The sequence below is a fragment of the Paraburkholderia sp. JPY419 genome (assembly GCF_050435705.1).
Lineage (GTDB): Bacteria > Pseudomonadota > Gammaproteobacteria > Burkholderiales > Burkholderiaceae > Paraburkholderia > Paraburkholderia youngii.
In genome coordinates this window covers 2,828,421-2,851,155 of sequence record NZ_JBNDKV010000004.1, presented here as the reverse complement: position 1 = coordinate 2,851,155, position 22,735 = coordinate 2,828,421, and the positions used below count along the sequence as shown (strand labels likewise).

Genomic DNA, 22,735 nt, shown 5'->3' with positions numbered 1-22,735 from the left:
TCGATCCTCACAGCGCATCATGAAAGATGATGCCGACCGTATGCCGATGCCCCGAACGCAGGCGGCTCACGCCATGCCGCAGATTCACGCGATACGGCCCGCGCGTGCCCTGCACCGGCCGGCTGTTCACGGTGAACACGACCGCGTCGCCCTTCGCGAGCGGCACGACTTCGGCGCGCGACTGCATGCGCGGACGCTGCTCGGTCATCACGAACTCGCCGCCCGTGAAGTCGCGCCCCGGCTCCGACAGCAGCACCGCGACCTGTAGCGGGAACACGTGTTCGCCGTACAAATCCTGATGCAGGCAGTTGTAATCGCCCTCGCCGTATTGCAGGATCAGCGGCGTCGGACGCACCTGGCCGGCGTCATGGCAGCGTCGAATGAATTCCGCGTGCTTCGGCGGATAGCGCACGTCGATGCCCATCGCCCTATTCCAGCGGTTCGCGACCGGCACGAGGTGCGGATACAGCGCGCCGCGCAAGCCGTCGACGAGCGGCGGCAGCGGATATGCGAAGTACTTGTATTCGCCGCGGCCGAAGCCGTGGCGCGCCATTACGATGCGGCTGCGATACAGCGCATCGCGCGGATAAAGCGCGCTCAGCGCGTCGCATTCGCGCGGCGTCAACAGTTGCGGCACGGCGGCGCAGCCGTACTGATCCAGATCGTGTTCGATCCGCGGCCAGTCGAGGGCGTCGACGCGTTGGTCGATCGTTTGGGTGGGAGCGATTGCGTTCATCGTCGATGAGTGGGCGGCGGGGCTCGTTACCCGCGCCGTGAAAGTAGATAGCTCGATGAGCTTAGTGTACGAGCGTGGCGGCGGGAAAACACTCCGGGTCTTGCGGTCAAATTCGGCGGCACTGCACGGGTGCACGATTCACGCTACGCTGTCGGTATCGTTGCAGCCGCATTCGCACGGCCGCAACACGATTCATTATCTCCAGGGACAACCATGAAACAGCAGCTCACCATCGATTTTGTTTCCGACATCGCCTGCCCGTGGTGCGCGATCGGCCTGTCGTCGCTGCAACTCGCGCTCACGCGGCTTCAGGACAAGATCGACGCGCGCATCGTCGTGCATCCGTTCGAACTGAATCCGCAGATGGGACCGGACGGCGAAGACATCGTCGAGTATCTCGGCAAGAAATACGGCCGCACGGCCGCGCAGATCGCCGAAACGCAAGCGATGATCCGCGAACGCGGCGCGAGCGTCGGCTTCGATTTCGGTCCGCGCAGCCGTACCTACAACACGTTCGATGCGCACCGCCTGCTGCATTGGGCCGGCCTGAAGGGCCAACAGTTACCGCTGAAGCTCGCGCTATTGCGCGCGTATCACGCCGACGGCAAGAATCCGAGCAATCATGACGTGCTAGTCGAGGCTGCACGGTCGGTCGGACTCGACGCCAGTGAAGCGCGCGAAGTGCTGACGAGCGGGCGCGTATGCCACTGAAGTTCGCGAAGCGGAAAAGAACAATCAGGAAATGGGCATTCAATCGGTGCCGTCGATCATTTTCAACCGCCGCTATCTGGTGACGGGCGGCCAACCGGTCGAACAATTCGTGCAGGTGATCGAGGAGATTCTGGCAAAAGAGCCGGCCTGAGATCCTGCCAATTGCGAATGGAGCCCACATTGCACGCGCTGACGGCTTTAACAAAAAGAAGAAGCTGGAACGAGGTGCCCCGATGGGGGCTGATAATCGGCGGCGCGGCAATCATGTTTTTCGGGCAGATCGCGCTGATATTCGCTCAATACGCGCTGTGGGGCGCGCCGGCGCCGCATAAAATCCCGCTCGCCGATAAGCCGATCGTGGTTCAGGTGTTCTTTATCGTCATCCTGATGCCGTTGCTGGAGACGATCGTCGGACAATGGCTGCCCATTCGGCTCATTAACGGCGTTTTTCGTTTGTCGTGGCGGATTGCCGCGGTGGGGTCGATTGCGTTGTTCACGCTGATGCACGGTTACGTCGATCGTGCGGTCGTGTCCATTCTATTGGGTGCGGTGGTGCTGGCGGCGGTGTTCATCGTCGAAGCGAAGCGTAAGGGACGGCCCGTTCTGTGCACCTGGGTCACGCATGCACTCGCGAATGCTTGTGTGTTGTCGCTTCAACAAATTTGAGCAGGGATGGCTCGGGCCCATTGCCCAAGCCATCACGCGCGCCTAAAACCGTTTACAGATAGCTGCAAACGTAGTCGAGCGTTTCGACCACATCGATATCGAAGCGGCTCTTGCCCGGCACCGAGAACGATTCGCCCGCGCCATACGTCTTCCACTCGTCGCTGCCGTCGAGACGGATACGGCACTTGCCCGCCTGCACTTCCATCAGTTCCGGCGCGTCGGTGCCGAAGTTCAGCGTGCCGGGCAGGATCACGCCGAGCGTCTTGCGCGTGCCGTCGGCGAACAGCACGGTGTGCGACACGCACTTGCCGTCGAAGTACACATTGGCTCGTTTGACAACAGAAACCTGGTCGAATTGCGTTGCAGCCGTCATGGCGGTCTTCCTCTGGGTCATCGTGGATGGATGCGTTGCGGCCGGCTGGGCGCGGCAGACGGCGCGCGGTCCGCGCAAGCCGCCCGCGCGGGGCTCCGGTCCGGGCGCGAGCCCGCCATCATACAGGCTATTGATGGCGCCAATACGGTAAAGTCTGCCAGAAGCATATCGACACCTACACAGACTCATTCGACCCATGCGCTCTTCCGCTCCTTCCGCCGGCGCCGTACTGTTGCTGATCGATCTGCAACGCGCGATCGATCATCCGAGTTGGGGCGAACGCAACAATCCCGCAGCCGAGAAGCAGGTGAGCCGCCTGCTCGCGCATTGGCGCAGCCGGAGTTGGCCGGTGTGGCATGTGCGGCACGACTCGACGGAGCCTGGGTCGCACTATCGGCCGGGTCAGCCGGGACACGAATTCAAGGCGTCGAACCTGCCGTTGCCCGGCGAGCCGGTGATCGCGAAACGCACCAACAACGCGTTCATCGGCACCGGATTGGAAGACCGCCTGCGCGCCGCCGGCCACACGACCCTGGTCGTGGCGGGTGTCATCACCAACAACTCGGTCGAGGCCACGGTGCGGATGGCCGGCAATCTCGGCTTCCATACCTATCTCGTGGCCGACGGCTGTTTCACTTTTGCACGGGCGGACTGGAACGGAACGCTGCGCAGTGCCGACGACGTCCATGCGATGTCGCTGGCGAATCTCGATCAAGAGTACTGCACGGTCGTCACCACGGACGCGCTATTGGACAACCGGCAACCGCATTAGCCGGAACCCATAAACGGCCAATTTCCGGTACAGGAGGAGATGTGAGTAAAGTCAGCGTGAACAGCATAATGGGCGCAATTGCCGCGGCAGCGATTGCGATCGGCACTGCGACCTGTGCGAATGCACAAACTGGTGGCGGCATGCCGAACGATGCTTCCGCGCAAAGCCAATCCATCGCGGCGTCGCCGGCTCGCAACCGACCCGATAGCGAACTCGCGCGCGACGTGCGGCGCGCTCTCGCACGCACACCGAACCTGCATTCAACGGCGATTCACGTGCAGGCACGCCGCGGTATCGTGACGCTGACTGGTTGGGTGCCGCAGCGCGCCCAGGTGCAACGCGCGGGCAGTGTCGCGAGATCGGTGCGAGGAGTCCGGCAGGTGATCAACCATCTGAATGTGCGCACCCGAGGAGCCAGCGGTCACTAGCACAAAGCGAATAAAAGAAAGTACTCGGCCATTCAATCGATGCGCGAGTATTCGCCGCAATACTCAACGCCACATACGATAGCCATACACCGGCGGCGCGCGATACGCATAAACGCGCGGCTGCGCCCAATAGACCGGCGGATGATAAACCTGATAAGCGACAGGCGCGACCGGTTGAATCACCGTTTCCACGACCTGCGGCATTTCTTCGTATTGTGCCTGCGGATAAACCGGCACGTACTGCACGGGTGGCTGGGGATAGTCCTGCCGCACATACACCGGCGGGTTGTCGTAGACCGGTTGCATCTGCGCGTAGGCCGGCGCCTGCTGGTATTGCATTGGCGGCGGCGCGTATTGCGGCTGCTGGTAGACCTGCTGATATTGCTGTTGCGGCGGCGGCGGTTGCGGCACCTGACGCTGCGCGTACTGGACCGGCTGCGGCTTCTGAGGCTGCGGCGGAATGCTCGTGTACTTCGAGTTGTCGTCTTCGGGGACGCCCGGCGGCAGCGGCGGCACGTCGACCCGCGCGACGTCGGTCTTCACGGGTTGCCGCTGACCATGATTGTGCGAATCGATCATTGCCTGGTAGTCGGCCTGATCCTGCTTGCCGCGATTGATATAACCGTTGCGATATGCGCGGGCCACGTCAGACATCTTCGCATTCGGATCTTCTTTCATGCCGTCCGCATTGACTTTGTACTCGTTCGGACTGAGCGAGCCGGCCGGCACCGCGTCGTCGGACGCATACGCCGCTTCGGGTCCGTCGGCCCACGCTGGATAACACTGCAGCGTTAGCACCGAAGCGACCGTCGTCACCCCGAGCCCCCAAAGCGCACTTGTTCTCATGATCCACCTCGCGGCCGATTAAGAGTGTATTGAAAGCCGAACTTTTTACTTGCAGGCGTGGCTATTTCTCTGCGCGTGCAATTGTTATTTTCTAGCACATTCCTTTGATGCCGGCATTATTTTTTCTTTGCAAACGAGCGGTGTAGCGCACGACTGACACGGCGGGTCCCAATGCGAGGCAGGACAAACCCTGAGAGTCAAAGTTGCCGGAATGGACTGCCTGCTACGGCGACTCCGCATGCTGCCGCGAAGCAATGCTTTTTGCCATAAATCACGTGGCACCTACACGGCCTTTTAACGCGCCAGCCCGCATCGAGCACTGCGCGACAACTCGGCTTTCCCTATTGCGCGACCTGCCGTTCTCTGCTCGCGCGAAACTCAAACAATATGCATAAAGAACGATCCGGCAAATTCAAGTTGAATACCTTCCGAAAGATTCGCGGATTACGATCTACTTTATCGTTGCACGCGGCATTCGCTTTGCTGAGTACGGACATTTCCACTCTGCCTCGGAGGCAGCCCATGAAAGACTCCGTCACGCCACCCGCCGCGGATCGGGTTCCGCTGACCGCCGCGCCTGCATCGAGCACCGGTGACGAGGGCTCGCGGCCGCATCTGCGCGAGATTGCGTCGTTCGGGCATCAGGTGACCGGGGTGGCCGTCGCCGCGGACGGACGCATCTTCGTCAACTTCCCGCGCTGGACAGAAGACGCGCCGATCTCCGTCGGCGTACTCACGCCCGATGGCGACGTTCGTCCTTACCCCGACGATCGCTGGAACGGCTGGCGCAACGCCAGGCGTGACGAGTTGAACTCGCAGGATCGCTGGGTCTGCGTGCAGGCAATGCTGTGCGATTCGCAAAACAACCTGTGGGTACTCGACCCCGGCGCGCCGGCCCAGTCCTTTGTCGTGCCGGGCGCCCCCAAACTGGTCCGCATCGATCTTGCGACAGATAGCGTCGTCGGCTGCATCGCGTTCACGCCCGAGATCGCGCCGCAGGGCAGTTATCTTAATGACGTGCGCATCAGTCCCGACGGCCGGTTCGCCTACATCACGGACTCCGGAACACGCGGCGCGATCGTGGTGGTCGATCTCGGCACCGGTCAAGCGCGCCGCGTGCTCGACGGGCATCCATCGACGCAAATGGACCCGAGCGTCACCGTGCATGCAGGCGGCGCACCATTGCGGCGTCCCGATGGACGCGGCGTCGAATTTTCGGCCGACGGCATCGCGCTGACTCGCGATGGACTGTATCTGTACTGGCAGGCCTTGAAGGGCAAAACGCTTTACCGCGTCCCCACCGAAGCGCTTCGCGATACCGCGCTGGCGGCCGACGATGTCGGCAACCGCGTCGAGAAAGTGCTCGAGCATCGCCCCGCCGACGGGCTGCATATCGACCGCGCGGGACGCCTGCTGATTACCGCGGTGGAGGAACACGCGGTGAAGGTATGGGACGGTACGACCTTGACGACGCTCCTGCACGAACCCGGCCTGCGCTGGCCGGATACGTTCGCCGAAGGGCCGGACGGCACGATCTACCTGACCGATTCGCGCATCCCCGAGATGAACTGGTTCAAGCCGGGCCATCCGGACGCGCTGCCTTCGAGGCTGCTGATCATCGCCGACGTCGGTCCCTCAGTGTAGCCGGACGCCAAACCGGGCACGCGCAATGCTAGTGGAGGAAATGGAGCTGGCGCGTGCCAGCGCGCCTGCCGTGCATTCACGCGCCAACTGGCGCCGGGGGTCGAGGGATGATCGGCGAAACCTCATTCGCAACGCATTGCCCGCCTGAAAACGGACAGCCGATGGAGAACGTCGCATGACGATCGGCTGCCCCGAATGCGGCGCGCTCGAAGACATCCCGCCGCTCGCCGCAGATACCTACGCGCGTTGCCGCGCCTGTCACTTTCCGCTCGAGCGGCGTAACGGCCGAAGCCAGGCCGCGGCGCTCGCCTGCGCGAGCGCAACCTTCGTGCTGCTGTTTCCGGCCAATCTCGCGCCGCTGATGTACGTGCACATGCTCGGCGTCGAGCACTCGTCAGTGCTGTCGTCGGGCATCGTGCAGATGTGGAACGACGGCTGGTTCATTCTCGCGGTACTGCTCGGCACCTTCGGCATCGTGCTGCCATTCGTACGCTTTGGCGGCCTCGTGGCCGTCCTCGTCGCGCTACAAGTCGGCTGGCGTACCAGGGCAATCGGCGCGCTGTTTCGCTGGACCACCTCGCTCGATATCTGGGCCATGCCCGACGTCTATCTGGTCGGCTGCTTCGTCGGTTACGCGCGCGTGACGCAGAATCTGACCGGCACGATCGCCCCAGGCGGCTACTGTTTCATCGCCGCGGCGCTATTGTCGATGCTCACGCGCGCGGCGCTCGATCGAAGAACCGTGTGGCGCGCGATTGCCACGGACAACGAGTTGCCGGAACACGAAGCGCCGCTGTCGTGCACGGTTTGCGATCTGGTCGTGCCGATGTCGCAGGAGGGGTGTCCCTGCCCGCGTTGCGCGCTGACGTTGCGCGCTCGCAAAACCGACGCCGTCGTTCGCGCCGCTGCGCTGTCGCTCGCCGCGCTCGTACTGACGATCCCGGCCAACGTCTTTCCGATGACCAGTTCGATGCAACTCGGACACATCGAGTCAACCAGGGTCATCGACGGCGTCTACCAGCTGTTCCACGTGGGCCTGTGGCCGCTCGGCATCCTGATCATCTGCACGAGCATCGTCATTCCGGTGGCGAAGATCGTCGGCATGGGCTGGTTCATCGTCTCCGTGCGGCGCCGTTCGCGCCGGCATCTGCGGGTCAAGGCGCATCTGTATCGCCTGATCGACGAACTCGGACGTTGGTCGTTCGTCGACGTGTTCACGATTGCCGCGTTCGTGCCGCTGATCCAGTTCGACGGCATCGCGTCGGCCAGACCGGCCATCGGCGCCACCGCGTTCGCGCTGGTCGTGTTCCTGACGATGGCCGCTTCGCGCGCATTCGACCCGCGTCTGATGTGGGACGTCCACCCGCGGAGCAAGCGATGAGCGGCACGCGTCCCCGTCGTTCGCAAGCGCAGGTGCGGCGCAGCCCGTGGCCCGGCTGGATCTGGGCGGTGCCGATCGCAGCCTTCGCGATGGCCGGATGGCTCGGCGTTCGCGCGCTGACGCATCAGGACGAGACGGTCACGGTCATCTTCGACAACGCATACGGCATGAAGCCCGACGATACGATCGTCACGCTGCGCGGCGTGAAGGTCGGCGCCGTCTCGGAGATCACGCTCGCGCCCGATGGCCAGCACGTGCAAGCCGAGCTCAAGATAGATCGCGCCGAAAAAAAGTATCTGCGCAGCGAGACGAAGTTTTTTCTGCGCGGAGCCCACGTGGACCTCAACGACCCAGCGTCGCTCAAAGGCGTGCTGTCCGGCCCCGAGATCGTGATGGAGCCCGGACCCGGCAAACCGGCGTCGCGGTTCGACGGAGTCGATCGCCGCCCAGCGCTCGCACCGGGACACGGCCCGGTCGTCACTTATCTGGTGCGCTTCGACGGTGCGGTGGGCGACCTGAAGAGTGGTGCCGACGTGCAATTGCGCGGTTTCGACGTGGGCACCGTCACCAGCGTGCGCCTGAACTACGACGCACGCACGGGCGCGCTGAGCACCCCGGTGCAGATCGCGCTGAACCCGTCGCAGCTCGGCATCGTCGGCGCGCCGCCGCCGGCCAACGGCGACTGGCGCCCGCTCGTCGACGGCATGCTCGCCCGTCTCGTCGCCACGGGCTTGCGCGCGCACCTGTCGCAGGATCCGCCGGTCGTCGGCGCGGACAAGATCACCCTCGACTTCGTGCAAGGCGCGCCGGTCGCGACGCTCGCCAGCGAGGACGGTCTGCCCGTCATTCCGAGTGTCGCCGCCGCGAATCTCGACACGACGATGGCGAAGGCCAACGAGGTGATCCAGAAAATCGACGATCTTCCGATCCGACAAACCGGCGAACAGGTGCGCAGTATCGCCGCGCATATCAACGCGCTCAGTTCCTCGCCGCAAATCAAGGACAGCCTGACGCATATCGACCACTCCGTCGCGCAGATCGATCACACGTTGCAGCAGGTCTCGCCGCAGATCGGTCCGCTCGTCGCGCAACTGCGCGACACGGCGAACGCGGCGGATCGCACCGTTGCCGCGGCGAACCGTACGCTAGGCGGCGATGCGTCGAGTCAGAACGATCTGCCTGCCGCGATGCAGGAGCTAACGGACACCGCGCGCTCGATTCGGGCACTGGCCGACTATCTGGACCGCCATCCGGAGGCGCTGATCCACGGCAGGCAGCAGGAGACTCAATGATGACGAGATTCACGCTTCGCATCGGACGCGCCGTCGTGGCATCGCTCAGGACGAGCGTCTGGACGGCGGCGCTTGTCGTCTGCGTCGCCGCGATGACGCTCGCCGGATGCGGGCACAGCATGCCGACGCGCTATGTGACGTTGAACCCGATGCCCGCCGACGCGCCGCCAGCCACGGCGCCGATGCCGCCGATTCAACTGACCGCCGTGCATATTCCCGCAGTGCTCGATCGGCTCGAAGTCGTCACGCTGGCTTCGCAGAACCGTCTCACGATCGACGATAGCGACCGGTGGGGCGCACCGCTCGCTCAAATGATGCGCAAAACGCTTGCCGAGGACTTGCTCACGCGGCTGCCCGCCGGGTCGTTCGTCGTGCCGGATGCGCCCGCGCCACCAGGCACGCGCAGGCTAGTCGTCACCGTGTTGAACGCGACGGCCAACGCGAGCGGCACGCTGACCTTGCAGGCGGAGTGGACCCTGTTGAACGGGCATTCGGATCAGGCGCCGCTGCGGCAGCAAGTGACGCTCGATTCTGCGATCGACGGACACGATGCGCTCGCGCAGGCGGCCGCGTTGAGCCGCATTCTCGGCGACCTGGCCGACCGGATCGCGGCGTCGGTCGTCGCGCATTGAGCGAAGCGGTCTAGTTCGCTTCTCAGTCGATCACTGGGTACCGGTACCGCCTTTCATTGCGGAAATCCGGTCGAAACGCTGCTCGACGACGCGTGTTCCCCATTGCTCCCCTTCCGATTCGTCGCTCAGCCGAAAGCCTAACGACTCGTACAGATGACGCGCCGCGTCGAGCCCCTGGAAAGTCCATAAATAGGTTTGGTCAAAGCGCTCGTCGACGAAACGCATCGCATGCGCCAGCAATTGCCGCCCGATCCCGGAGCCGCGCAAGGAATCGTCGACGATGAACCAGCGCAAATGCGCGACACGGGTGCCGCCATCCCCATCGATCACGACAGACGCGAGCGTGCGGCCGTTTTCGACGTAAAGCCAAAGCCCTTTCCCTTCTGCCGGCAATGCGCCCGCGAACTCCGCCAGTTCCGTCGCGACCTTCTTTTCGAAGAATGCGCCGAAACCCCAGTGCTGCGCGTAATAGCGCCCGTGCAGACTCGCGATATCGCCGATACAGCCGGGTTGGTAGCCTTCCACGATTCCCGCGGACCCCGCTTCCGTCGCAGGAAGCTTGCTGACCTCGCCATGCGCGAGGGCGTCCGCATAAAGCGCGAGAGAACGGACCAGCGCCTGCTGGTCGGCGGGAACCATGCGCCGCAGCGCGCCGGACACGCGATCGGTCGCGAACCGGTCGATCTTCTTGCGCAGCTTCTGACCTTCGGCCGTCAGGTACAACTCGGAAGAACGGGCATCGTCGGCGCAGACCGTACGCTCGACCAGTCCGCTCGCCTCGAGCTTTGCGATCTGCCGGCTCGTATTCGATTTGTCGAGCCGCAGGATGGTCGCGAGATCTTTGGCGCTGATGCCCGGCGACATGCCGATCTCGATTACCGCATGCACGGCCGAGGGCGCCAAATCGCTGTCGGCGAGCGTTGCGCGCATGAAACCGAGTTCGCGAACCAGGCGGCGGGAAAACTCGCGCAGTTCGAGAATCGTCGTATCGCGAGGCTTGGCGGGGGCTTCGATCAGATCCATGATGGCGCTCACCTATCAGTTGCGTTGCGCAATCAATATAGTTGCGATCCCGCAACTTAAGCAAACGCTAAGTTGCAATCGGAAGCGTTGCAACGCAGCATCGGACCCGGCTTGCTTTTGCGTACAACCTCGTCAATAGCGCCGCTCTTCCATCAACCGCTTGACGGTCAACGCCAACGGCACGGTGAAGAAGATGTGCGACATGAACCCGCCGATAATCACGGCCGGGTCGAAATAATCCGGATGATTATCCGACGCGATCATGATCGCGGCATGCATGACGATCCACGCAAATACCGCATAGAACAGCGCAACCAGCGTCGCTTCATAGCCGCGGCGCCGGAAGTACGGCCAGATCGCGGCGAACAGCACGCCCCACGCGATCGCGAAGAAAAAATGAATGCCGGTGCCGACGATATACGCCCAGATGCCGAGCGAGGCCTGCACGTCTTTGCCGAACACGAGCCCCGTCGCATTGCGCGGAATGCCGGCAAGCGACATCAAATGCTGAGCGCCGACCCAGACGAGCGCTTCGTAAATCCAGATCACCACGGCGCCGACCAGGCCGCCGATCACGCCCGCGCGCAACGTCCCCCCGCGTTCGAGTGCACCGGACTCCGCGAGTCTTAGCCGCCGGTCCAAATCCCCTTCGCTGACGCCGAACTTGCCGACCATCTCTACTCTCCTCGAATTGGACTACACATCGGAACTTCAAATCGGAATGCCCAGCGGACAGTGCTGCTTCGTTGCGCGCCTTCGATGCGCGGCCTTTAAACGGCGTCGGGTACCTGGCGGGTCTTCAGAAACTCTTCGAGCGTTTCACCACGCATGCTCGCGTACACGCCGAGATTGGTGATCTTCACCACGCGCGCGAACTTCTCGAGCACGAAGAAAGACACCCCATAGCGGATCAGACCGATCCAGTCGGTGTTGTCGACCAGCGCGCGCTCTTCCGGCGTCAGGCCGGCCGCATCGTAAGCGGCGGTGCGATTTTCGAGCCACAGCGCGCGCGCCGACGCTTCGCGCATCTGCCAGAAAAAGCGGTTCAGACGCATCGCCTTCATACTCTGGCGGATATCGAACGGATACGTGCCGGTCAATTCTTCGACGCCAACCAGTTGCGGATTCATTACGCCACCTCTCCTTCGTAGATCGTCACGGCCATCGCGGTGCTGGTCGCAAGGTAGTAGCTGCGATGCAACTCGCGGACCTTCTGGCCGAGCGCGCCGCGCATCGCGAGCCACATGATCGTCTCGACGCTTTCCGCGCCGCCGAGGCGCACGTAGTCGACGTGCTTCATCCTGGCAAGACGCTCCGGATCGTTGACGATCAGGTCGAGGAACTCCATGTCCCATTCGGTATTGTTGAAGCCGCTGCGCTCGCCATGCACCTGGTGCGACAGCCCGCCCGTGCCGACCACCACGACCTTCAGATCCTGTTCGAACGATTCGATCGCGCGACGCAGCGCCTGGCCGAGCCGGTAGCAGCGATTCGCGGTGGGCAGCGGATACTGCAGCACGTTGACTTCGAGCGGCACCAGCGACAGCGGCCAGCCGCCCTGATGCGGCAGCATCAGCGAGAGCGGCGAATTGACGCCGTGATCGAGCGCGCGGTCCTGGAAGACGGTCAGATCGAACTCGTCGGCGACCAGTTGCTCGACGATATGGATCGCCAGATCCGGGTGGCCGGCGATGTCCGGCAGCGGACGCTTGCCCGCGCCTTCATCGGCGAATTCGTGGTTGGGCGACACGCCGAGCGCGAAGGTCGGATAGCAATCGAAGAAAAAGCTGTTCGCGTGATCGTTGTAGAACATCACCATCACGTCGGGCTTCTGCTCGGCCAGCCACTGCGCCACCGGTTCATAACCCTTGAACATCGGCGCCCATGCCGGTTCATTCTGCTTGCCCTTGTCGTACGCCAACCCGATCGTGGGTACATGGGACGTGCCGATACCACCAATGATCCTTGCCATATTCGTTCTCTTCCGTCACTTCGTGCTGCTGCCAATCGGATAGGTCGCCTAGCTTACCGCGCTAGTCACCGCGACCGTCTTGGGATACAAAGATAGAAATTGTGCCTCGATACGTGAAGTACGGGTATACCTCGAATTGTGCCGGAATGATGGGTAAAAACCCGGTATGCGGGCACCCGGCGAGCCGATGAACCCCTGCGCGACCCACGCCGCACAGGGCTCCCTCGGTATCCCAAGCCCGTGCGGCGTGCCTTCCGCGGCCTCCTCTCGCTCCGGCATGCGATAAATAAAACAGATGACCCGGAAAACAACTCGCAACGCACTTTTTCAAGGCTTGGAGCGGTGCTGCACGCATGGCTATACTGCGGTGCTTCCGACGAGCGACGAAACGATGAACGAGACGACCCAGCAAGCGATTGTGCAGACCTTACGCGAGAAGATCCTGTCGGGCGAATTGTCGCCCGGGCAGCGGCTCGTCGAAGCGCAGCTTGCGCAATGGCTCGGCGTGTCGCGCACGCCGCTGCGTTATGCGTTGAGCGTGCTGTCGGCGGAAGGCCTGCTCGATCGTTCGAGCTCGCGCGGCTATGTGGTGCGCCGCTTCAGCGTGCGCGACGTCCTCGATGCGATCGACGTGCGCGGCGTGCTCGAAGGGCTCGCCGCGCGCTCGGTCGCCGAAAACGGCGCGAGCCCTGCGCTCGCCGCCGCGCTCGAGGAATGCCTGCGCGAAGGCGACGAAATCTTCGAGCAAAAGCATCTGCAACCCGGCGACGACGTGCGCTACGCGCAGATGAACGGCCGCTTTCATGCGCTGATCGTCGAAGCGGCGCAGAACCAGGCGATCACGGCCGCGCTCAGCCTGAACGACAGGGTGCCGTTCGTGTCGCCGTTCACGATCGCGTTCGACGAAGCCGCGCGCGAGCGTCAGTTCATGATGCTGATGTACGCGCATCGCCAGCATCACGCGATCGTCGACGCGCTGAAGCAAGGCGAAGGCGCGCGCGTCGATGCGTTGATGAAGGAGCACACGCATATCTCGAAGGAAAGTCTCAATTTGTCGCTGCCATCGTTGCATCTGATCGCGGGCGCGGCATGAGCAACGACGCACTTTCCGCCGAAGCCAGCCAGGCGGCCGCCAAAGCGCCGCTGTCGGTCAGCAGCAAGGACCTGCTCAATCTCGCGCAATTGCGCGCGTTCCGGCTCGTCGCGGACATGGGCAGCGCGACGCGCGCGGCGGCCGCCCTGTTTCGCGCACAGTCGGCGGTCACGCGCTCCGTGCAGGAACTCGAGTCGGCGCTCGGCGTGCCGCTGTTCGATCGCGGTCCTTCGGGCATGCTGCCCACGCCGGTCGGCCGCGCGGTGCTGCACCGCTGCGAGCGGATCTTCGCCGAGCTCGAAGAGCTCGCGCAATGGTGCGCCGCGCGACAGACGCGCCGCCGGCCCGTATCGGAGGGCGCATTGCCCGCGTACCTGCTCAATACGCGGCGGCTGCAACTGTTCGCGGCGCTCGCGCGGCATCGGCATATGCCGAGCGCGGCAAAAACCTTCGGCATCAGTCAGCCCGCGGTGAGCACCGCGATCCGCGTACTCGAAAGCGGCTCGGGACTGAGCCTGTTTCATCGCAGCCCGCGCGGCATCCTGCTGACGGCCGAGGGCGAAACGTTCCTGCTGCACGTACGCCGCGCATTGAACGAACTGCGGCACATCCCCGACGATATCGCCGCATTGCACGGCAAGATTCAGGGCTCGGTGACGGTCGGCGCGTTGCCGCTCGGACGCACGCTGATCCTGCCGAAGGCGATCGCGCGAATGACCTCGGAAAATCCCGGCGTGCGGGTGGTCACCGACGAAAGCGCGTACGAGACGCTGGTGGCCGGTCTGCGCGCCGGCGACATCGACTTCATTCTCGGCGCGCTGCGCGACAACGACGCGACGAGCGGCCTGAAAAACGAGCGGCTGATGTCGGAAAACATGGTGGTGCTGGTGCGCCGCGGTCACCCGCTGACTCAAGTCCACAATCTGACCGTCATGGGTCTGCGCGACGCGCAATGGATTCTGCCGCGCAGCAACGCGCCGGCGCGTGCGCTGTTCGAAACGCAATTCAGGCGGATGAAGGTGAAGCCGCCTTTGCCGACCGTCGAGACCGCCGACCTCGCGGTGATTCGCGGGCTGCTGCTCGGCACCGACATGGCGGCGGCGCTGTCGGCGCAGCAGCTGCATCACGAGGTTCAATCCGGGCAACTGGTAGTGCTCGACGTACCGCTGCACAACACGCGGCGCGAGATCGGCCTGACGATGCGCGCGGCGGGTACGCCATCGCCGGCCGCACGGGCATTGATCGACGCGATCCGGCTGTCGGTCGTCGATGTGACGCGCACGGTCAGCATCGGCGCGACCTGAGCGTTGCCATCGATCAGTTCGCTCAACTGTTTCTGTCCGGGTCCGGCAGGCTGTCGAAAAACGCGCGCCACAGCGTGTCGGCGACGCGGATCTTCGCCGCGCGCGCCTTATCTCGCAGCGCATCGCGCCGCAGGTCGAACATCGACACCTGCGGGCTCTTCGCGGCCAATGCCGCATCTAGTATGCCGCCCGCTTCATCGAAGCCGATGAATGAGATGCGCGTGAGTAGCACTTCTTCATAAACCTGCGAAGACATGCACCGTGCTGGATCACCGCGCAACGAAGCGTGCCAGTTCCGCTGTGAATGCCATGCGGAAAGAGCATAGCGAATGACGTGTAAATGAAGCATCGCCGTATCATCTGCGGCGGCAATTCTCCGACAATAGAAGAGTGCTCAAATGAGCCCGCCAAGCCTCATCGACACCCGGAGAAAACGTAATGAACAAACGCCAGTTCCTGACCAGCGCCACGGTGCTGGGCGCGGCGGTCGCGCCCGCATTCGGCGCAAAGCGTGAGCACGCCGAATGCGCGCCGTCTCCAGTTCTCCTGACGATCTCCGGTGCGATCAGGAACAGCAATCGCGGCGCGCTCAATCCGGCTTTCGATCAACTGCTGGCGAAGCACCAGGTGAAGTTTTCGCAAGCGTATGGCGTCGATCTGCCGTTGCTCGCCAGCATGAAATCCGTGACGATCCATCCGACGATCGAATACGATGCGCACCTGCATACGTTCAGCGGCCCGCTGCTGACCGACGTGCTCGCGCATATCGGCGCACCGGATGCAGGCAGCACGCAAATCGTCATGCACGCGGTCGACGGCTACGCGGTGCAGACGACGCTCGACAAGGTGCGTGAGTATCACTTCATCGTCGCGACGCAAATGGACGGCAAGCCGCTGGCGCTCGGTGGCGTGGGGCCGTTATGGGCGATCTACGACGCGGATCAGATTCCCGAACTCGCGGCCAAGCCGCTGAAGGACCGCTTCGAACTGTCGCCGTGGGGCCTGTATCACATGCAGCTCACCGAGGCGTCATAGCGCGCCGCCGAATCGCTCGACGCACGCCTGCCGCACGCGCTCGACCGAGCTCGCCCAGTCTTCCCCTGGCGCGCGCCGGAACAGACGCAGCGTGTGCGGATACCACGGCGAATCGTCGCGCTCGTGCATCCAGCGCCAGTCCACATCTCTTTCGGGCAGCATTACCCAGCACGGCTTGCCGATCGATGCGGCAAGATGCGCGATCGACGTATCGACGCAGATCACCAGATCGAGTTGTGCGACGATCGCCGCGCTGTCCGCGAAGTCCGTCACGCGCGCGCCCAGATCGAGCAGCGGCTGCGCGAGCGGAGGATTGCGCGCTTCGTCCTCGCCCTGCCCCTTCTGCAAGCTCACGAAATTCAGGCCCGGCACGCTCCACAGCGGCGCGAGCGTGGCGAGCGACCGCATCGACCGATTCGCGTCGTTGTGATGCTTCGCGTTGCCCTTCCAGACCAGACCGACCCGGTGGCCGGACGGCAGCGCGTCGAGCGCGGGACGCCATTGTTCGATGAGCGCGGGCTCCGCGCTCAGTCGCGCGGGACGCGGAAGCGTATCCAACGTCGTGCGTAGATGCAACGGCACGCTAAGCGGACTGGTCCAGCAATCGTAGGTCGCGACGCGCGTGAGCGCTCCGTGGTGGTCGAGCACCGCATCGACGCCATCCACCTTCGCGATCAGCCGATGCAACGCCGGCGCACACGCAAACGCGATATGCGCGGCCCCCAGCGCCTTCAGCAGCGGAACATAGCGGCTGAATTGCAGCATGTCGCCGAGGCCGTCTTCCTGCCACAGCAGCACCGACTTGCCCGCGAGCGGCTCGCCTTGCCATTGCGGACACCTGAGCATCGTCTGCGACTGTCGATGAACGAAATGGGGCAGCTGATAGCGGCACTCGTAGAGTGGCCAGCCCTCGTCGAAGCGGCCGAAGCCGAGCAGCAACACGGCCAGGCTGAAACGCGCCTCGGCATAGTCGGGTTTTAATGCAATCGCCTGCCGATACGCGCTTTCTGCCTCGGCAAAGCGCCCGAGCTGGGTCAGCGCATTGGCAATGTTCGAGTGAGCCTCGGCGAGTTGCGGCGACACCGCGAGCGCTTGCTGGAACGCGTCGAGCGCTTCCGGAAAACGCTCGAGCACGCGCAGCACGCAGCCGAGATTGTTGTGCGCATGGGCAAGCAGAGGTTGGCAGCGAATCGCGTCTCGGTAAGCCTGCCCGGCTTCCTCGTAACGCTCCTGCCTGAACAGTGCCACGCCGAGGTTGTAATGCGCCTCCGCATAATCCGCCCGATGCGCGAGCGCTTCGCGGTACGCCGCCTCGGCCTCGCTCACGCGATCGAGATCGACGAGCACCGCGCCAAGATTGAGATGCGCTTCCGCATAGTCAGGCCGGATTGCGATCGCAAGCCGGCAAGCCATCTCCGCTTCCGCGAGCCGCTGGGTCGCCTTCAGCACACCGGCAAAATTATTGAGCGCTTCCGGATATTGCGGCTTGAGCGTCAGCGCTTCGCGATACGCGGCATCCGCTTCCGCGAGACGCCCGAGTTCCATCAGCACGCTGCCGAGGTTGTTGTGCAATTCGGCGTGGTCACGCAAGCCGCGCAATGCATGACGATAAGCCGCTTCTGCTTCCTGCGGGCGTCGCAGGTCGCGCAGCACGATGCCGTGGTTGTAATGCGCTTCGGCGTGGTCGGGGTGAATCGTCACCGCCTGCCGAAACGCCGCCTCCGCTTCGGCACGATAACCGAGCCCGTAAAGCACGTTGCCGAGTTGATAATGCGCGTTCGCGTCGAGCGGGCGCAGCGACACCAATCGCTGATACGTCGATTTCGCGGCCGACAGGCGGCCGAGCGAACTGAATAGCGAGCCGAGGCTCGCATAGACGTCCGCGTAATCCGGCTTCAGATACAGGCACTGGCGCCAATAGTTCTCCGCGTCCGTCCACTGACGCAGCGCGAACGAACACGCACCGGCAATATTCAACGCATCGGCCCGCTGATCGTTCGGCAAAGTGGCGTTTTCGAGCAGCGGCGCGACGAGCGGCAACGCGTCAGCGAACTGTCCGGCCGAACATAGCGCCACGGCCCGCTGGTTGATGTCGGCGATCGAAGAAGCAGGCGTCTGCGTGAGTGTCATGTGTCGTGGCGATGTTTCAGCGGCGCGGTCGTGCGGCGGGTGCGCCGCTGTTGCGCTGTTGGTTCGATACGCGCACCTTGCGCGCTTGCACAGCATAGGTGATTCACCTCGGCCTGAGCGCCCCGAACTAAGCGCTTTTTCACCGTCTTTTCCGCCGCTATACCTGACATTTACGAATGAGAGGATCGCGTGGTGATGCTAGAATCGCCCCCGTCTTTTCTTCGACGCTCATGACTCGACGCTCCCGCAACCACCTGACCGCATGGCTTGGCCTCGTCGCCATGTGGCTCGTCGTGTTCGCGCCGCTCATCAGTCAGTTGCTCGAATCGGGCCGCGGCCACGAGCCGATTGCCGTGCTGTGTTCGGCGCTTCATCCGACCGGCGCGAGCGATATCAGCGATGCGAGCGTCGTCGCTCAAACCAGTCCCGCCCCCGTGCATCTGAGCCACGACGATGCATTCGGCGCCTGCGGCTACTGTCATCTGCTCGAACACCACGTCGCGATGCCGACGCTCGCCGCCGCCGAGCCGCCGGCCGCGCTGCCGCTGGCCGGCACCGCGCCGCCCACGCTGTCCACCCGCTTCACGCCGCTGGGCGCGTTCCCGTCGGGACGTCCGCGCGCGCCACCTGTCGTTTCCTGATCGCTGCCGGTTCTGATCGCGCCTTCGTCGCCCACGTCGACGAAGCCTGCGATCACCTGTTCAATGCATCGAGGAAACGCCCATGTTCAACTTCGCGCTGCGAAGGCTGTCTTTTTGCGTCCGTCGTGACGCTGTCTGTTCCCCTCATCGCGCGGCTCGTCGTTCCGTTCGTTGGCCCGCGCTCGTGCCTGCTTTCGTGCCGGCTTTGGTTGCAACACCCGCGCAGGCCGCCGACGCGGATGCGACGCTGCCCCGCCGTCAGCGTCAATGCAAGCGCAAGTGCGAGCGCCGCACCGCGCGCCGTCGACCCGAACCTGCCCGCCTCCATCGAAACCGTCACGCGCGATCAGTTCGCGAACTGGAACGTCGTCAACACCGAGGACGTGCTCAAGTACCTGCCGAACCTCGCGGTACGCAAGCGCTTCATCGGCGACCTGAATTCGATCATCGCGGTACGCGGCACCAGCAATACGCAGAGCGCGCGCGGCCTCGTCTATGCGGACGGTTTGCTGCTGAGCAACCTGCTCGGCAATAGCTATTCGTTTCCGCCGCGCTGGTCTATGGTGTCTCCCGACGAAATCCAGCAAGTCGACGTAATCTACGGGCCGTTTTCCGCGCTGTATCCTGGCAACTCTTTAGGCGCGACGGTGCTGATCAGCACGCGCATGCCGAATCAGTTCGAGGCCACAGCCGACGTCAAGGCATTCACGCAGCACTTCAGCCTGTTCGGCGTGAACCAGAGTTTCAACGGCAGCGAAGCGAGCGCGTCGCTCGGCGATCGGATCGGCAAGTTCTCGTACCTGCTCGGCGTCAATCATCTCGAGAACACGAGTCAGCCGCTGCAATTCGCGACGCTCGCGCAATCGACCACGCCCGCGAAGGCCGGCGACACGCCCGTCACCGGCGCCCATTTCTACAACAACCAGACCAATACGCCGACGGCCGTGCTCGGCGTGAACGGCGAAGGCATCGAGCACACGGTGCAAGACCAGCTCAAGCTGAAGATGCAGTACGACTTCACGCCGACGCTGCAGGGCGGCTTCACGCTCGGCTACTGGCACCGGACCTACAACAGCGAAACATCGACGTTCCTGCGCGACGCGGACGGCAACCCGGTGTACAGCGGCAACGTATCGATCGACGGCTACCACTACACGATTCCGGCGGCAGCGTTCGCGCCGAGTCTCGGACACAGCGAGAACTGGCTCTACGGCGTGTCGCTGAAAACGCGCAATGCGACCGGTTGGAACGGCGAGGCGATCGCTTCGTATTACGACATCGGCAATAGCGTCGCACGCATCGCGAATGCCGGCGGCCCGGGCAATGGCCCCGGCACCGTGCTGTTCGGCGACGGCACCGGCTGGAAGACGCTGGACCTGCACGGCACCTACACGCCCGCGACAAACGAGGCGGGGCTGGCCAATCACGCACTGAGCTTCGGCTACCACTACGACAACTACTTCGTCGACAACCAGACCTACAACACGCTAGCTTGGCGCGACGGCGACGCGACCTCGTTCGCCAACGCGTTCACCGGCAAGACTCAGACGCAAGCTCTTTATGCGCAGGACGCATGGCGCTTTCTGCCGCGCTGGAAGCTCGTCTACGGCGTGCGCTATGAAGACTGGCAAGCCTACGACGGCGCGCAGTCGCTGCCCGGCACGACGATCGCGTACAGCGACGCCAGCCAGCGTCACTTTTCGCCGAAGGCGTCGCTTTCGTTCGATGTCAGCGACGATCTGACCTTACGCGCGTCGATCGGTCGCGCTTATCGCTTTCCGACCGCGAGCGAACTGTTCCAGGGGCAAATCAATGGCTCCGCGATCGTGAACAACAATCCGCATCTGCAGCCCGAGGACGATCTGTCGAAAGAACTGAGCGCCGAATGGGCGCACTGGAATGGCGTGTTCCGCTTGTCGCTGTTTCAGGACGACGTGAAGAACACGATCTTCAGTCAGACCGACACCACCGTGATCCCGAACGTGACGAACTTCCAGAACATCGGCAAGGTTCGATCGCGCGGCGTCGAAACGAGCTATTCGGGCGAAGACGTGTTCGTGCGCGGACTCGATCTGCTCGCGAGCGTCGCGTACACGCAGTCGAAGATCCTCGAAAACGCTCAGAATCCGGCCTCGGTCGGCAAGTACTTTTACCGCATTCCGCTGTGGCACGCGAATCTTGCCGCGACGTATCACTTCGACGCGCGAGCGGCGCTGACGCTCGCCGCGCGCTACTCGGGCCGTCAGTACAACACGCTGACGAATACCGACACGAACCCGAACGTGTTCGGCGGCACCAGCACCTACACGGTCGCCGACGCGAAGTTCACGTTCAAGCCGACGAAGCTCAGCGAACTCGGCATCGGCGTCGACAACCTGTTCGACGCGCGCTACTTCGTCTACCACCCGTATCCGGGCCGCACGTTTTATGTCGAAGCGAAGCTGCGTCTCTGAGTAACCCATCGCCCCATTTGCCCGACGAGGATTTCATGTCCACGACTCCAACCGCCGAACCCGTACGTGCGCAGAACGGTACGGCCGCTGCCGCCGCCAGCGGCCCCGCACATCCAGGCTATAGAACACTGTGGCGCTGGCATTTTTATGCGGGCCTCTTCGTGATGCCGTTTCTGCTCGTGCTCGCCATCACCGGCACGCTCTATTGCTTCCAGCCGCAGATCGAGCCGCTGCTGTATCGGCAGCGAATGGTCGTTGCACCGCAAGCGGTGCTGCGACTGCCCGACAACGTGCTGCTCGCGCGAGCGCGCGCGGCGATGCCGCCCGGCTCGATCGCGACGACCGCCGCGATCACACGCGATCCGCAACGCAGCGCCGAATTCGTGTTTCGGCTCGCGGACGGCACGCAGCAGAGCGTCTATCTGAATCCATACAACGGCGATGTGCTGGGCACGCTGAGCGTCGAGCGTCGCTTGATGCAGGTGGATCGCCTGATTCATCGCAAGCTGCTGCTCGGCAAGCCCGGCGAGCTGCTGATGGAACTGGCCGCATGCTGGACGCTCGTGATGATCGGCACCGGCATCGCGCTATGGTGGCCGCGCGGCAAAACGACCGCGCCCGCTGCGCTGCTGCCGCGCCTCGCGCTGAAAGGACGTCCGCTATGGAAAAGTCTTCACGCGGTGATCGGCATCTGGCTCGCGCTGGGCGCGCTGGCGTTCGTATGTACCGGTCTGCCGTGGACCGGCTCATGGGGCAAGCAGTTCAAGGCGTTTGCGACCGCGACGAAGCTGGGGGCGCCGCCGGGCGCGTGGGGCGGTTTGCCATTGCGCTCCATCGTGCCAGGAGCGCAATCACAACAGGCCGACCACGCGAGCGGCGCGAGCGCGCATGCCACGCATGCCGACATGGACTCGATGCCCGGCATGGTGATGGACGATCTGCCGTTGCCGCTGACGCCGTGGGCCGCGGGCAACTCCAGCGTGCCCTCTTCCTCGAACAGCGACGCGGCACAGCCTCTGTCGCTCGGTCATATCGTTGCGCTCGCCGCGTCGCTCGGCATCTCGGACGGCTACAGCATCGTGCTGCCGAATTCCGCAACCGGCGTCTACACGCTTTCCTGGTTCCCCGCGAATCCGCGAGACGAACGCACGCTGTACGTCGACCAATACAGCGGCGCGATCCTGAAGGACATTCGCTACGGCGATTACGGGGCGATCGCGAAGGCCGTGTCGTACGGCACGTCGCTGCATATAGGGCGCTACTTCGGCGTCGCGAATCAGATACTGTGCGCGGCCATTTCGCTCGGCCTTGCCGCGCTCGCTGTGACCGGCTTCGTGATGTGGTGGAAACGCCGGCCGCAACGCTCGCTCGGCGCGCCGTCGCGCGAGCGCGCCGCGCCGCCGATGCGTGGCTGGAAAGCCGGCCTCGTGCTGCTCGGCATCGTGTTCCCGCTGATGGGCGCGACGCTCGTCGCGGTTTGGCTGCTCGATCGGCTGGTTTTCGGCCGTGGCTCGCGACCGGAATTGAACGAAGTCGCCTGAAGCCAGGGCAAGCCGCGTCAGGCTCCGCTTGCGCTTCACGAGCGTTTACGATATATTTTGCT

The 22,735-nt window shown here is 63.7% G+C and carries 21 protein-coding genes and 2 pseudogenes; 14 read left to right on the top strand and 9 right to left on the bottom strand.

The genetic code is table 11. The features are described 5' to 3' along the window. Window positions 1-7: 7 nt before the first annotated feature. Window positions 8-736: a 2OG-Fe(II) oxygenase gene (locus QFZ91_RS41615; RefSeq protein WP_013092117.1), complete on the bottom strand. Its 729-nt coding sequence runs from the start codon at window positions 734-736 to the stop codon at window positions 8-10. A 213-nt stretch (window positions 737-949) separates the two neighbouring features. Here QFZ91_RS41615 and QFZ91_RS41610 point away from each other — a divergent pair. Both QFZ91_RS41610 and QFZ91_RS41605 read left to right on the top strand, forming a co-directional pair. Next, a pseudogene (locus tag QFZ91_RS41610) lies at window positions 950-1,598 on the top strand (DsbA family oxidoreductase). 29 nt (window positions 1,599-1,627) lie between these two features. Next, window positions 1,628-2,113: a CPBP family glutamic-type intramembrane protease gene (locus QFZ91_RS41605; RefSeq protein WP_429570867.1), complete on the top strand. Its 486-nt coding sequence runs from the start codon at window positions 1,628-1,630 to the stop codon at window positions 2,111-2,113. A gap of 52 nt (window positions 2,114-2,165) precedes the next feature. On the opposite strand, the gene QFZ91_RS41600 is transcribed toward QFZ91_RS41605, so the two are convergent. Then, window positions 2,166-2,486, bottom strand: a complete 321-nt coding sequence (locus QFZ91_RS41600; protein ID WP_008917257.1) for a pyrimidine/purine nucleoside phosphorylase — start codon at window positions 2,484-2,486, stop codon at window positions 2,166-2,168. A 196-nt stretch (window positions 2,487-2,682) separates the two neighbouring features. On the opposite strand from QFZ91_RS41600, the gene QFZ91_RS41595 reads away from it, so the two are divergent. Together QFZ91_RS41595 and QFZ91_RS41590 are read left to right on the top strand one after the other, a co-directional pair. Continuing rightward, window positions 2,683-3,258 carry a cysteine hydrolase family protein gene (locus QFZ91_RS41595; RefSeq protein ID WP_429570866.1) on the top strand — a complete coding sequence of 192 codons (576 nt, stop codon included), beginning with the start codon at window positions 2,683-2,685 and terminating at the stop codon, window positions 3,256-3,258. Between the two features lie 41 nt (window positions 3,259-3,299). Then, window positions 3,300-3,686 (top strand): BON domain-containing protein, encoded by a 387-nt coding sequence (locus QFZ91_RS41590; RefSeq protein ID WP_429570865.1) that lies wholly within the window; start codon window positions 3,300-3,302, stop codon window positions 3,684-3,686. Between the two features lie 63 nt (window positions 3,687-3,749). Here QFZ91_RS41590 and QFZ91_RS41585 read toward each other — a convergent pair whose 3' ends face one another. Next, window positions 3,750-4,532 carry a hypothetical protein gene (locus QFZ91_RS41585; RefSeq protein ID WP_176379392.1) on the bottom strand — a complete coding sequence of 261 codons (783 nt, stop codon included), beginning with the start codon at window positions 4,530-4,532 and terminating at the stop codon, window positions 3,750-3,752. A 522-nt stretch (window positions 4,533-5,054) separates the two neighbouring features. Between QFZ91_RS41585 and QFZ91_RS41580 the strand changes: the two genes are divergently transcribed. From QFZ91_RS41580 to QFZ91_RS41565, 4 genes are all read left to right on the top strand, one after another. Beyond that, on the top strand, window positions 5,055-6,176 hold the full coding sequence (locus tag QFZ91_RS41580) for an L-dopachrome tautomerase-related protein (protein ID WP_429570864.1): 1,122 nt from the start codon (window positions 5,055-5,057) through the stop codon (window positions 6,174-6,176). 175 nt (window positions 6,177-6,351) lie between these two features. Next, entirely contained in the window at window positions 6,352-7,557 is a 1,206-nt protein-coding gene (locus QFZ91_RS41575) for a paraquat-inducible protein A (protein ID WP_429570863.1), read from the top strand. Continuing rightward, window positions 7,554-8,849: an MlaD family protein gene (locus QFZ91_RS41570; protein ID WP_176379389.1), complete on the top strand. Its 1,296-nt coding sequence runs from the start codon at window positions 7,554-7,556 to the stop codon at window positions 8,847-8,849. The genes QFZ91_RS41575 and QFZ91_RS41570 overlap by 4 nt, the downstream gene beginning before the upstream one ends. After that, window positions 8,846-9,481: a PqiC family protein gene (locus QFZ91_RS41565; protein WP_176379388.1), complete on the top strand. Its 636-nt coding sequence runs from the start codon at window positions 8,846-8,848 to the stop codon at window positions 9,479-9,481. The genes QFZ91_RS41570 and QFZ91_RS41565 overlap by 4 nt, the downstream gene beginning before the upstream one ends. Before the next feature lie 30 nt (window positions 9,482-9,511). Here the strand turns inward: QFZ91_RS41565 and QFZ91_RS41560 are convergent, their stop codons facing one another. The 4 genes from QFZ91_RS41560 to QFZ91_RS41545 all read right to left on the bottom strand — a co-directional run bounded on the left by QFZ91_RS41560 (window position 9,512) and on the right by QFZ91_RS41545 (window position 12,476). After that, window positions 9,512-10,504 (bottom strand): bifunctional helix-turn-helix transcriptional regulator/GNAT family N-acetyltransferase, encoded by a 993-nt coding sequence (locus QFZ91_RS41560; protein WP_429570862.1) that lies wholly within the window; start codon window positions 10,502-10,504, stop codon window positions 9,512-9,514. A gap of 132 nt (window positions 10,505-10,636) precedes the next feature. Then, the gene (locus QFZ91_RS41555) at window positions 10,637-11,179 is read right to left on the bottom strand and encodes a hypothetical protein (RefSeq protein WP_429570861.1); all 543 of its coding nucleotides are present in this window, start codon (window positions 11,177-11,179) and stop codon (window positions 10,637-10,639) included. Window positions 11,180-11,274: 95 nt separating this feature from the next. Continuing rightward, window positions 11,275-11,634 (bottom strand): protocatechuate 3,4-dioxygenase, encoded by a 360-nt coding sequence (locus QFZ91_RS41550; RefSeq protein WP_176106500.1) that lies wholly within the window; start codon window positions 11,632-11,634, stop codon window positions 11,275-11,277. Beyond that, window positions 11,634-12,476: a gallate dioxygenase gene (locus QFZ91_RS41545; RefSeq protein WP_176106501.1), complete on the bottom strand. Its 843-nt coding sequence runs from the start codon at window positions 12,474-12,476 to the stop codon at window positions 11,634-11,636. The genes QFZ91_RS41550 and QFZ91_RS41545 overlap by 1 nt, the downstream gene beginning before the upstream one ends. 391 nt (window positions 12,477-12,867) lie before the next feature. Here QFZ91_RS41545 and QFZ91_RS41540 point away from each other — a divergent pair, with 391 nt between their 5' ends. Both QFZ91_RS41540 and QFZ91_RS41535 read left to right on the top strand, forming a co-directional pair. Continuing rightward, complete coding sequence (locus QFZ91_RS41540; protein WP_429570860.1) at window positions 12,868-13,569, top strand: GntR family transcriptional regulator; 702 nt, start codon at window positions 12,868-12,870, stop codon at window positions 13,567-13,569. Next, window positions 13,566-14,873, top strand: a complete 1,308-nt coding sequence (locus QFZ91_RS41535; RefSeq protein ID WP_176365944.1) for a LysR family transcriptional regulator — start codon at window positions 13,566-13,568, stop codon at window positions 14,871-14,873. The genes QFZ91_RS41540 and QFZ91_RS41535 overlap by 4 nt, the downstream gene beginning before the upstream one ends. Before the next feature lie 22 nt (window positions 14,874-14,895). Here the strand turns inward: QFZ91_RS41535 and QFZ91_RS41530 are convergent, their stop codons facing one another. Further along, a complete protein-coding gene (locus QFZ91_RS41530; RefSeq protein ID WP_429570859.1) occupies window positions 14,896-15,129 on the bottom strand; it encodes a hypothetical protein in 234 nt (77 codons plus the stop codon). A gap of 182 nt (window positions 15,130-15,311) precedes the next feature. On the opposite strand from QFZ91_RS41530, the gene QFZ91_RS41525 reads away from it, so the two are divergent. Next, window positions 15,312-15,908, top strand: a complete 597-nt coding sequence (locus QFZ91_RS41525) for a molybdopterin-dependent oxidoreductase (RefSeq protein WP_176106505.1) — start codon at window positions 15,312-15,314, stop codon at window positions 15,906-15,908. Here QFZ91_RS41525 and QFZ91_RS41520 read toward each other — a convergent pair. Continuing rightward, on the bottom strand, window positions 15,903-18,038 hold the full coding sequence (locus QFZ91_RS41520) for a tetratricopeptide repeat protein (RefSeq protein WP_429570858.1): 2,136 nt from the start codon (window positions 18,036-18,038) through the stop codon (window positions 15,903-15,905). The two genes, QFZ91_RS41525 and QFZ91_RS41520, sit on opposite strands and share 6 nt — an antisense overlap. Before the next feature lie 230 nt (window positions 18,039-18,268). Between QFZ91_RS41520 and QFZ91_RS41515 the strand changes: the two genes are divergently transcribed. The 3 genes and pseudogenes from QFZ91_RS41515 to QFZ91_RS41505 all read left to right on the top strand — a co-directional run bounded on the left by QFZ91_RS41515 (window position 18,269) and on the right by QFZ91_RS41505 (window position 22,673). Beyond that, window positions 18,269-18,679, top strand: coding sequence for a DUF2946 domain-containing protein (locus QFZ91_RS41515; protein ID WP_429570857.1), 411 nt, complete (start codon window positions 18,269-18,271; stop codon window positions 18,677-18,679). Between the two features lie 82 nt (window positions 18,680-18,761). Continuing rightward, window positions 18,762-21,132: pseudogene (locus tag QFZ91_RS41510) on the top strand (TonB-dependent receptor). Window positions 21,133-21,167: 35 nt separating this feature from the next. Then, on the top strand, window positions 21,168-22,673 hold the full coding sequence (locus QFZ91_RS41505; protein WP_429570856.1) for a PepSY-associated TM helix domain-containing protein: 1,506 nt from the start codon (window positions 21,168-21,170) through the stop codon (window positions 22,671-22,673). The last annotated feature ends 62 nt before the right edge of the window (window positions 22,674-22,735 follow it).